At 65.8% G+C, this 11225-nt stretch carries 10 protein-coding genes; 2 read left to right on the forward strand and 8 right to left on the reverse strand.

Annotated features, from left to right (window positions below; all coding sequences use genetic code 11):
- From ACFWN1_RS27410 to ACFWN1_RS27435, 6 genes are all read right to left on the reverse strand, one after another.
- Positions 1 to 490 (reverse strand): transposase (locus tag ACFWN1_RS27410; protein ID WP_384367365.1); only part of this gene is annotated, 490 nt, incomplete at its 3' end.
- 334 nt (positions 491 to 824) lie between these two features.
- Positions 825 to 2393 (reverse strand): PP2C family protein-serine/threonine phosphatase, encoded by a 1569-nt coding sequence (locus ACFWN1_RS27415; protein WP_384367383.1) that lies wholly within the window; start codon positions 2391 to 2393, stop codon positions 825 to 827.
- Between the two features lie 867 nt (positions 2394 to 3260).
- Positions 3261 to 4004, reverse strand: coding sequence for a GPP34 family phosphoprotein (locus ACFWN1_RS27420; RefSeq protein ID WP_384367368.1), 744 nt, complete (start codon positions 4002 to 4004; stop codon positions 3261 to 3263).
- 34 nt (positions 4005 to 4038) lie between these two features.
- Positions 4039 to 4962, reverse strand: a complete 924-nt coding sequence (glsA, locus tag ACFWN1_RS27425) for a glutaminase A (protein WP_384367371.1) — start codon at positions 4960 to 4962, stop codon at positions 4039 to 4041.
- Between the two features lie 83 nt (positions 4963 to 5045).
- Entirely contained in the window at positions 5046 to 5720 is a 675-nt protein-coding gene (locus tag ACFWN1_RS27430) for an NADPH-dependent F420 reductase (RefSeq protein ID WP_384367374.1), read from the reverse strand.
- Positions 5717 to 6781 carry an LLM class flavin-dependent oxidoreductase gene (locus ACFWN1_RS27435; protein ID WP_384367386.1) on the reverse strand — a complete coding sequence of 355 codons (1065 nt, stop codon included), beginning with the start codon at positions 6779 to 6781 and terminating at the stop codon, positions 5717 to 5719. The genes ACFWN1_RS27430 and ACFWN1_RS27435 overlap by 4 nt, the downstream gene beginning before the upstream one ends.
- Before the next feature lie 662 nt (positions 6782 to 7443).
- On the opposite strand from ACFWN1_RS27435, the gene ACFWN1_RS27440 reads away from it, so the two are divergent.
- Positions 7444 to 9087: a carboxylesterase/lipase family protein gene (locus tag ACFWN1_RS27440; RefSeq protein WP_384367389.1), complete on the forward strand. Its 1644-nt coding sequence runs from the start codon at positions 7444 to 7446 to the stop codon at positions 9085 to 9087.
- On the opposite strand, the gene ACFWN1_RS27445 is transcribed toward ACFWN1_RS27440, so the two are convergent.
- Together ACFWN1_RS27445 and ACFWN1_RS27450 are read right to left on the reverse strand one after the other, a co-directional pair.
- Entirely contained in the window at positions 9066 to 9266 is a 201-nt protein-coding gene (locus tag ACFWN1_RS27445) for a hypothetical protein (protein ID WP_384367377.1), read from the reverse strand. The two genes, ACFWN1_RS27440 and ACFWN1_RS27445, sit on opposite strands and share 22 nt — an antisense overlap.
- 525 nt (positions 9267 to 9791) lie before the next feature.
- A complete protein-coding gene (locus ACFWN1_RS27450; protein ID WP_384367380.1) occupies positions 9792 to 10100 on the reverse strand; it encodes an ArsR/SmtB family transcription factor in 309 nt (102 codons plus the stop codon).
- Positions 10101 to 10161: 61 nt separating this feature from the next.
- Between ACFWN1_RS27450 and ACFWN1_RS27455 the strand changes: the two genes are divergently transcribed.
- On the forward strand, positions 10162 to 11181 hold the full coding sequence (locus ACFWN1_RS27455; RefSeq protein WP_384367393.1) for a zinc-binding dehydrogenase: 1020 nt from the start codon (positions 10162 to 10164) through the stop codon (positions 11179 to 11181).
- Positions 11182 to 11225: the final 44 nt, after the last annotated feature.

Genomic DNA, 11225 nt, shown 5'->3' on the forward strand with positions numbered 1-11225 from the left:
TGCCGGAGTGCGCGATCACCAGCACTCCGTCGATGCCGATTGTCACCGTCCCGCCCGCGTCGGGCGCGTGCCCGCCGGCCAACTGCCAGGCCCGCTCACGCGCTTCGGCCCGCACGGCACGCAGCGCCGTCAGTGCCTTCCCGCCCGAGGCGCCGAGGGTGTCGAAGAGGCGGGAGACCGTGAGGTCGGAGGCGACCGGCCCGAACACGGCCGGCTCGGCCCGCAGCATGCCGACATCGGCCATACAGTCCCCGCCCCACGCGACCGCCAGCGCCACGTCCAGCAGGACCTTGCCCGGATCGTGTACCGCCCGCGCCTCGAACCACGGCGTCAGCGCCGCCGCTATCGCGGTGTCCAGACCGGTCTTGCGTACCGTCTCGACCAGCAGCACGCTCCCGGCCTGGGCGACCACCGTCCGGCCGCCGCCCTCGACGCGGACACCCGGGTAGGACCCGATACTCTTCTTCGCCTGGGAAGTGCTTCTTTCCATGCAGCCAACAGGACCCTAGACAAGTCCCATCGTCGCAGGTCAGAGGCGCTTCCCGCTTTCATGATCAACCTTCGGACACACCACCCCGTGAAAGCGCGAGGCTAGGGTTTCCACCTGCGCGGGGAAGTCCGTCGGCTCCGGCACCGCGCTCCTCTTGCAGAAGGGCTTAGAACTCGGGGGTGACCCGAGCGGCGACGCCGGGCCCTGACACGATCTTGCAGGTGCTTTCCGCGGCGGATCGCATGCCTCAACGACTGTGAGAGTGGTGCGGGTCGCGGCGTGCTCGCAGTCGGCGGTGACGGACTCCCGCATCTGTTCGAGAAGGAGCTCCCAGTCATGCCGCAAAGCTGTCTCGCGTGGGTTTATCAACCACGCCCAGGTGCTGAGTTCGGGGTGCGGCGATCACCATGATTGCCATGTCGTCGTGGGTGCCTGCGCCAACCCAGTCGGATGCGAGCACCTGTATGTATGTGACTACCGCCTCGGCTGGCATACCCGCACAGTCGGACAGCGCCCGCCGCAGTCGGTCGTCGCCGAACAGCTCGTCCCCCGTAGGGCCGCCCCTGGCCTCGGTGAACCCGTCGGTGATCAATACGCAGAAGTCGCCGGGGGCCAGCGATTCATTCACCGTGGTCGCGGACGCGTCGGGCAACACCCCGATCAGCGTGCCGGTGGACTTGCCTACCTCCACGCTGCCGTCAGCGCGGACAACCAAGACAGGTGGATGCCCTGCACTAGTCACCCGCAAACTCACCGAGTTCTGAGCGCGCACTGCAGAGACCATCACCATCGTGGCGAAGCGAGTGCCATCCGAGGTGAGCAGTGCCCTGTTCAAGAGCTCAATCATCCGTTGGTGGTCGGCTCCCATCGGCAACAGCGCGTGCAGCATGTTGCGGATCTTGCCAGCCAGGATTGCGGCCTCCAGCCCCTTGCCGCACACGTCGCCCAGTACCGCGAGCGACCGTCCTCCCTCAAGGCTGGGAGGATGCACGTCGTAGAAGTCACCGCCCACACGCTCGCGGTCCTTCGAGGGCCGGTAACCGCCGGCGAAGTCGATACCGGAGATCTGGTGCAGTACGGGTGGCAACAGCTCCCGAATCAGCGTCTGAGAGACCGATGCCTGCTCCGTGTAGAGCCGGGCAGCTGACAAGGCTGCTCCCGATCGGGCTGCGAACATGCGGGCCACAATCTCCTCCTCCTCATCGAACGGTACGGAGGAGGCGCGGCGCAACAAGATCAAGGCGCCCGCCGACGTCCCGTGCCCCGGCAGTGGCGTGATCACGATCGATCCGACTTCGCCGAATCCGTCAGGAATAAGCCAGCCGGCGACCGTTTTGGGGTCGATCAACCTCGACGGCACCGGAGGGAAGCCTTGGAGCGCCTCGGCCAGTCCAGGAACGTCCCTCGGGTCGACCTCTCGCTCCGCGCGACGGGGAGGCCCCCCGGCCTGGCAGGTAGCGACCGGCAGTCGAGATCCGCGGACGGGCGCGACCACAACGGCCGCGTCCCCAAAATGATTGGCGGCCAAATGGGCGGTGAGGTCCATGCACCGCTCTGAATCCAGTGAGGACAGGAAGCCGTTCGACGCCTCGGCCAGAAAGGCGATCCGTCTTCGCTCGACGTGTAGAGCATCGACCGCGAGACGGCTGTCGATCTCGTCCACGAGCCGCCAGGCGACCCCTTGCTCGCTCTGAACTGTGGGATGAGCCTCGAACGACCGCTCACCCACCGGCCCGGATACTGCTCTGCCGTCTCCTGCCGCCTCCATGGCGACGACACGCTGGTGAGCCTCAGCGAGCCACGCGGGTACGGCATCCCGCAGAGGAACACCAGGAATCGGGTCAGGCATGACAGCGGATGCATAATCGTTGGCGTGCCGAACCAACCCATCACGGTCCGCCATCATAATTGGTCGCGGTACAAATGCCCGCGCAAGATGATGGGGCGGCGACTCACCGACCTCAGGTTCTCGTTCTATTGAAGTCACGCCCACCGGAGCCAGCCGCGCAAGCTCCTCACCTCGATCCTGTCCACATCTTTGCACTGGCGTGCGGAAATGGGACGCCAATGCAGTCCGCGCAGAGGCGCCCCGGGCCACCGCGTAGTCTCCCGTGAAACGGGATCGACTGTTCACCACGCTTATGTGGCTTCTGCCAGTACGACACCGCTTGGAGCCCGAAGGGCACTGGCATGATCCGCCCAAGTAGATGACGCACGGTCTACGGTAACCCCAAAAATTGACATGTTAACTATATGCATAGGCACGCTGCATTATCGAGGATGACTAGGCGTCATCACTAATAGGTGTGAGCTACCCACTGAGCGCCCTGTTCACATCTCTGGACTGATTCCGTCCTCGACCGGCCGACTCAGCTCACATGCACTGCATGTTCATGTGGCCTCCTACTGTCATCAACCGCGATCTCTCACGCCACGTTCTTCAACCGGGAGCTTGTACCGGGCGTCGGTGACGCAGGGAGGCTGACGGCCCCTCCCGCTCGTCCACAGGTGAAGGAATTCACATCGCCGAGGTGCGTCATGAACGCGATGTTGGATGAGGCGCGTTCGGCGGCCAGGTACCGGAACGTCTCGCGTAGCGGATGGGATCGGCACTCTTGGCATCGAAGAGGTACTGCGTATCGGGCAGCCCTGCCAGGGCGAAGCGTGGGCTCTGCGCGTCGAACCGGCCCCTATGCGCGGCCTCCGACCTGCACGTGCGCGAGAGACGCGCCAGCGGCGGATGTGTTGCCGCCCTGACCGAGAACCGGGCTCACCGTGGTGGTGACACTGCGGCGGCGGTTGCGATGACGTTGTTGACGATGACCGCAGTCATCGTACGTGCGACCGCGTGGCCGGCGGCCTCGGCGCCCCAGTTGCCGCGCTCCAGTTCCTGGGCGCGGTTGATCACCGACGAGGTCCAGGGGATGTGCGGGTCGAACCTGGGAAGCGTTCCGCTGCCCCAGACCAGTGCGGCGAGCGCAGCGCTGCGAGGCGTCGGCTCCTTGCCGTCGACGAGGATGTCGCGGACTTTCTCGAAAAGACGGTCCCGTCTCCCGGTGCGCCCCTCCTTGAGGGCGGTTGTGTTGAACAGACCGAAGACTTTGCGCTTCTCCTCGCGAATGTCGCCACGTGCGATGAGGCGGTCCAGGAGGGGCTGACGGAGTGCCGGGCCGATCGCGGGCAGTACGGTCTGGACGTTACGGGGCTTGACTGCCAGATGGTCCCAGGCGGAGAGGAGGATCTCATCCGCTGGCGCTTTGTCTTGAACAGCTTCGATTTCGACGGAACCGGTGGGCGACGTTCTCGTGGTCACGAACCCGCTCAGGGCGAGATCCGCCAGTACCGCTCCGGCAAGCACGTAGTAGAGGGTGGTTTCCCCCGCGATGTCGCCGGACTCGGGCTGGAACAGGAGAAGAAGAAGATCCTCCGGAAGGATCGGGGAATCGGAGAGACCTGCACCGAAGGGTGCGTTGACCATTTTCTCCAGGGACGGGTCGTCGGGTTGCTGAGTCATCTTTCGCCGCCTACCTCGTGGTCGAATTTGGAGACTACGTATTGCACTGGACGCTTTCAGCACCGGCGAACCCGATACCACCTTGCAATTCCACGCTGTTCCCGTGCGCGTCCAGGCGGGGTGAGAACGCGGCGATACCGATCTGTCCCGGGAGCGCGCCGATCAGACCGCCGGCGACCCCGCTCTTCACAGGGATGCCGACCTGGGTCGCCCAATCACAGGCCGCGTCGTACATTCCGCAGTTGAACATGACGCTCAGCGCCTGGCGCACAACCGGTTCGGGCACCACCTGCTCGCCCGGGAGTGGATTCGTTCCACGGTTGGCCGGCGTGGCGGCCATAATGGCGAGATCACGTGTGGTGACAAGTACCGAGCAGTGGCGGGTGTACCCGTCGACGACAGCGTGCGCGTCTTCGGTGAGGATGCCGTGGCTGCGGAGCATGTGGGCCATGGCGAGGTCGCGGTGTGCGTGTGCCATCTCGGACGCGCGAACGGTCTCGTCCGTCGTCGGCGGACGGCTCGCGAAGGTGGACAGACCCCCGATCACACGCGCCACACGCGCAGACGGTTCCAGGTCTGCCGTGCCGGCCAGGGAGTGAACTGTGATCGCACCGGCGTTGATCATCGGGTTGAGCGGGGGCCCGGTGTCTCTTTCGAGCGATATTTGATTAGAGGCCTCGCCGGATGGCTCGACACCGACTCGGGCGAGCACGCTGTCGAACCCGCGGTCCGACAGGGCCATCGCGTAGACGAATGGCTTGGAGATCGACTGGATCGTGAACTCGGTGTCGATGTCACCGGCGCCGTAGACCTCTCCTTCGACGGTCGCGAAGGCGACGCCGAGCCGCTCGGGGTCCGCCGCCGCCAGTTCGGGGATGTATCCGGTCGGCGCTCCCGAGGTGTCCGACTCCATATCTTCGAGCACTTCGATCAGGTAGTCAGGAATGATGGGGCGCATGCGCCCTCCTCCGTGGGCTTCGTGACTTCGTGCGGTCGGCAGGTCGGGTTCTTTGCGCGTTTCGATCGGTGCGGTATGCGTGATCAGTCCAATATCATCGTGGTCGGACCGACGGCGGGTGGTGCGGGAAGGGTGACGCTGGTGAGCGACTGGAGCGTTTCGACGTTGGCGTTGGCTCCGAAGGCGGGGGTTCCGGGCTCGAGGCGGACACCTGCCGAGAGGTCTCCAATGGTGACCGGGTCGAATCCGAGCGAGTTGACCAGCGCGGACACGATTGCCATGTCAGCGGGCGAGTCACCGGCGAGCGCGATTGCCTTGCGATCGGTGCGGCCGGCAGGACGCGCCTCGTCCTCAAGATCGTGGTAGCCCATGTGATTGAGGGCCTTCAGGATGCGGGCTTCCGGAAGGAATCGTTGGACGGCCTCGCTCGATGAATCCTCAGGCGGGAGAATCGCGTCGCGTGGTCCGTCGACTTCCCACCAGTGGTTCATCGCGTCGATGACCAGCTTTCCGCGCAGCTGCGGGACGGGGAGCTCGCGGTGCCTGCCGAGAGGGAGCGCGAGGATCACCACGTCGCCGGCCTTCGCCGCCTGGGCCGGCCATACGGCGCTCGCTCCTGGGGTGAGGATCTTGGTGGCCAGCTCGATCTTGGCGGGGTCGCCGGACCCGGTGATCAGAACCCGGTAGCCGGAGGCGACCGCCAGCCGCGCGAGGACCGTGCCGACTTTACCGGCCCCGAGGATTGCGATGGTGGTCATGAGGACGCTCCCGCCGAAGGCTGTTCGGCCAGGAGTTCGCGGACCCGTGGGATGACCTGGGTGCCGTACAGCTCGACCGAGCGGAGGCGGGCGGAGGCCGAGACGGTGCCGGCGGTGGAGTAGATCATGTCGAACCGGCCGGCATCCAGCACTCGAATGGTTCGGGCGATCTTGGCCGCGACCGTCTCTACCGAGCCGACATACAACGATCCGCGCGCGACATCGGAGTCGAACTCACTGCGTCGCAGCGGCGGCCAGCCACGCTGCACTCCGATCCGGTCGCGGATCTCACGGTAGCCCGGATAGAAGAGCTCCTTGGCCTCCTCGTCGGTGGAGGCGACGAAACCGGGCGAGTGCACCCCGACCGGCTGCGCGGTCGTGCCGTATTCGTCGCTCGCCCGGCGGTAGAGCTCCACGTAGGGAGCAAACCGGTCAGGGGCACCGCCGATGATGGCGAGCATGAGCCGGAATCCGTACCGGGCGGTGCGCAGCACCGACTGCGGCGTCCCGCCCACTCCCACCCAGGTGCTGAGACGCCCTGATTCGGTCTTCGGGTAGACGTCCGCACCGTCCAGGGCGGCGCGCGTGATGCCCTTCCACGTCACCGGCTTCTCGTCCAACAGCCGGTGGAACAGTTCGATCTTCTCCTCGAACAGCACCTCGTAGTCCTCGAGGTCGTAACCGAACAAGGGGAACGACTCGGTGAACGAGCCACGTCCGAGGATCACCTCCGCCCGCCCGTTGGACAGCGCGTCGAGCGTGGCGAACCGCTGGAACACACGGACCGGGTCGTCCGAGGACAGAACCGTGACGCCCGAGGCAAGACGAATACGTTTCGTGGCCGTCGCGATACCGGCAAGGACCGTCTCCGGGCTTGAGATCGCGTACTCAGATCGGTGGTGCTCACCCAATGCGACCACGTCGATGCCGACCTGGTCGGCGAGTACCGCCTCCGCCACCGCGGCGCGGATCGCCTGTGCGTGCGAGACAATTTTCCCTTGCTCGTCGCGAGGTCGGTCTCCGAAGCTGTCGATACCGAACTCGACGGGCGGAGTGTCCATATTGTGCGCTTCCTTCGGTTCGGAAATCTCGGCGAAGACCCTGTGGACAGTTCTGCGATCGTCGACACCCATTGGCTATGGAGGTTGGTCAGCTGCGCTTGACCGGTCGTCACTCTCCGGCGATCTAGTTGACACGTAAACCATGACATCCTACCGTTCACGTGTCAACAAAAGAGCTTTGTCGGGCCCGGCGTAGCCGCACGTCGGCGACGTGCGCTCAGGTCTTCGACTCGCAGTGACGCAACGCCCTCACATCCCCGCCAACCGCTACGGGTCTCACTCCCCGCCACCAAGGGCGCGGTCCGCCATCGACCAGCGGTCGTACGGCAGCAAGATCGATGCCTCTTTGCCTCCGATGCCTCTTTGCCTCCGATGCCGCGGCACACACCCGTCGAATTGAGTCAGCAGTGGGAATCAGCATAAAACGGAACATCATTCGATCCGCTCTTGTAGGGGGTGAGATCCGCCCAGGACGGGCCTTCGTACCGATGAGATCTCCCCGCCACTGGGTTCCCCTTCTCGCCCTTGCCGCCGTCGCCTCCGCGGTCTCCTGGCTCAACCGGTCACCGTGGTGGGGCTGGTCTCTCGTGGGCGCTGCACTCGTAACGCTCGGCCTCACTGTGCGCTGGTGGGTCAGAGGGCCCGCCCTGCTCAAGGTGGGGATGTGGGTGCTCGCGGGAGCCCTGGTGTGCGGCGTCGCCGTCCTCACGTACCCCGCAGCGCAGAACCGTGCGGCCGGAGGCGGCGACCCCAGGCCGTCCAGGACCGTCCCCACGCAGGAGGGGCCTGTCAGGGGTGTCCTCAACGATGAGCGCGATGTCGAGATCTTCGCCGGGATCCCGTACGCACGGCCTCCGATGGGGGATCGGCGCTGGCGTGCGCCGCATCCTCCTGAACCACGCACGGAACTCCTCATCGCCGACCGGTTCTCCGACGTTCCTGTGCAGGGGACGTCCAGCTTCCTCACCCGGGCTCTGTCACAGTTGGTGGAGGCTCCGCTGGAGGACACGCTCCTGAATCCATATCCGGTGAGCGAGGACAGCCTCTACCTCAACATCTGGCGCAGCCGGGAGCCTGCCGCAGCGAAACTGCCCGTTCTCGTCTACATCCCTGGCGGGGGTTTCGCGACCGGTTCCGGCGCGCTGCCGATCTACGACGGCGAGTCGCTGGCCTCCCGTGGGGAGGTGATCACCGTCACGATCAACTACCGGCTCGGGATGCTCGGTTTCCTGTCGCACCCCGAACTCGCCGAAGAGAGCGAGCGCGACGCCTCGGGGAACTACGGCATGCTCGATCAGATCGCCGCGCTGAAGTGGATTCGTCAGAACATCGAGGCCTTCGGCGGGGATCCCGGCCGGGTGACGATCGCGGGCGAGTCCGCAGGCGGTGAGAGCGTATGTGTGCTCGGCGCGACACCGCGCGCGAAGGGCCTCGTGGACGGCATCATCGGCGGCAGTGGCGCGTGCATGGGCACGGGCGGCGACACCGAGCGGGGGGACCAGTACGACACGCGGGCAGCAGCCGAGGACGCCGGCCGGCGACTGAGCGAGAAGTTGGGCGGTGCATCCGTGGCGGAGATGCGTCGGATGCCCGTGAGCCGCATCGTGGACGCCGCCGAATCCCTCAAGAAGCACTGGCGCCCCTCCCTCGACGGTCACGTACTGAACCGTCTTCCTGCGGAGACCTACGCGGCGGGAGACCAGTTGGACGTGCCGACTCTTATGGGGAGCAACGCTGACGAGGCCTCCCTCGGCCTGCTGAGCCCGCCCGACGCGGACGTCGGTGACTACCGGGAAGAGGTGCGCGAGGAGCTTGGAGCGGACGCGGAGCGGTTCTTGCGCCTCTATCCCGGCGAGACCGAGGAACAGGTGCTCGACTCCCTCCTCCAGGCCCGGACCGACAAGATCATGACCCGCGCGATGCACCGCTGGGCCACCCTCCGGACGCGCACCGGCAAGGCTGGCACCTTCGCCTACCACTTCGCTCATACCCCGCCGGAGAAGGGCCTCGCGAGATTCGGCGCCTATCACGGCGCGGAGGTGATGTACGCCTACGACAACCTCGGCAAGGACGGCGATGCCGCCTATACGGAACGCGATCATGTCCTGCGGGACCAGATGAGCGGCTACTGGGTCAACTTCGTCCGTACCGGCACTCCTAACGGGCCTGGGCTTCCTCTCTGGCCCACCATGCGGCAGTCGGCCGAGCAGGTCATGTGGTTCGACTCCGAGGGCGGTGCGGTCGCGCCACGGCCGCGTCCGGAAGCCGTCGACTTCTGGATGCGCTACGACGGACCTCTGGCCTGACGCTCGGCTGCCGGGGGACAGCCGCTCACCGACGTAGCCCTCGACCGCACCGAAGCCCGCACGATGTCGTCGTGGTTTCGGCGGATGAAGCTCCACCACATGCCGATCTCCTCCTCGAAGGGCGTGCCGCTCAGACCGACGGCTACCTCGTCGTGGCGCCGGTCGAGATCGTCGGCCACGATGCGACAGGGTTCCGGCTCATGGCCGCTCCGGATTTGATCCCTCCCGGTGCGCGCCGTGCGGGCCTGCTCTCGCACGCCTGTCGTCCACAGAACGTTGGTCTGGGCATGACCACGCTCACCGGCTGGCTGACGGCCGGGAGCGGGATCGAGGCCCGTTACGCACCGCACACCTCCACGAACCTCGCCGCTCCGCCGAATAGAACCGTCCAGGCCCCAGCGAGTGGACTCATGGCCAGACACGGAGTACGACGAGCCGGACGCGACGGCACCCACGACCGGCTGCGAAAGCTCGACCAGCACCGGAGTCAGAGGAGGGGCTGATAATGTGCCTACCCTGTGACCTGCATGACCGTTCGCGCGCGCCATGAAGTAGACGCGGTTGGTCGGAGTTTTCGGGGTGCGGTGGTCCCACCGAGCACCTCGACCTCCTTGCGCGAGGGCCCGTTCACGCCAGCGCACATGTCCCCGACTTGCGATCGGAACCAGTAGCTCCCCAGTCGGTGGACCGTCCTGGCAGCATTGCTAGAACACGTCGCGCAAAGTTCCCAGAAGGCGGGCTATGTTCGCCTCGTCACGCCGGTAGTAGGTCCACTTGCCGCGGCGCGTGGCGATCACCAGACCTGCTCGCCGCAGCGTGGTGAGGTACTGGGAGGTGGTGGACTGGCTCAGGCCCGTGCGCTGCTGGATGTAGCTCACACAGACACCGATCTCGATGTCTTCGGCTTTCTGACCGGGGAAGCTCATCGGATCCTTGAGCCACACCAGCATCTGGCGGCGGGCAGGGTTCGACAGGGCCCGGAAAACGGACAGCACTTCCTCTTCTGAGAACACATGCCGAGCGTAACCCAACTACAAATTGACAATTCGCGATATGATGATGGAAGCTTGCCGCATGTCGTCTTTGATGCGTGTGATGGAACTTGTCCGCTTCGGTGGTGCCGACACCGCGTTCGCCGCCCGGGAAGTACCCCAGCCCGTTCCTGGCCCCGGCCAGGTGCTGGTGCAGGTCATGGCAACCTCCGTCAACCCGCTGGACCTTCAGACCCGTCGCGGCGACTATCGCGACGAGGTGGCACTGCCTACGGTGATCGGTAACGACGTCTCCGGTGTCGTGGTCGAGACGGGATCAGGGGCAGACGACTATCGGCCGGGCGACGAGGCCTGGTACCTGGCGCCGGTGTTCACCGGCCAGGGCACCTACTCCGAGTTCCACGTAGTCGACCAGACCCTGGTGGCCCGCAAGCCCGCACGCCTTACTCATGCCGAAGCCGCCGGCCTGGCTCTTGTGGGGGTGACGTCGTGGGAGGCCATGGTCGAACGGGCCGGTGTACAGGCCGGGGAGCGGGTGCTCGTGCACGGTGGCGCGGGCGGGGTCGGTTCGGTCGCCATGCAGGTCGCCAAGGCACTGGGCGCCGAGGTGATCACCACTGCGCGGGCGAAGAATCATGAGTTCGTCACCCGACTGGGAGCGGATGTCGCGATCGACTTCTCGGCCCGTGACTACGTGACGCAGGTGCAGGAGCTGGGCAAGGTCGACGTCGTGTTGGACACGGTGGGCGGGGACACTCTCACCCGAAGTCCAGAGATTCTGACCGACCGCGGGCGCGTGGTGTCGATCGTGGACATCCCCGACCCTCAGAACCTGCTTGCCGCCTGGGGGGTGAATGCGACTTACCACTTCCTCTTCGTCAGCCCCGGCCGGGCCAAGCTCGACGCTCTCGCCCGCCTGGTCGAAAGGGAGGAACTTCGACCGGTGATCGGGGCTGTACTGCCGCTGGCCGATGTCGCTCAGGCCCATACGCTCCTGGAAGGCGGTACGACCGCCGATGGCCGGCGACGTTCACCCGGCAAGATCGCCATAGCCGTGCATCCCTCGGCCGAGTCACCGAATGAGGTGGCACTCCAAACCTGAGCTTGTGCCTGGGCCGGCAGTGGGTCACCTCGCGAATGCGATGG

The sequence above is a fragment of the Streptomyces sp. NPDC058459 genome (assembly GCF_042721685.1).
Taxonomy (GTDB): Bacteria; Actinomycetota; Actinomycetes; order Streptomycetales; family Streptomycetaceae; genus Streptomyces.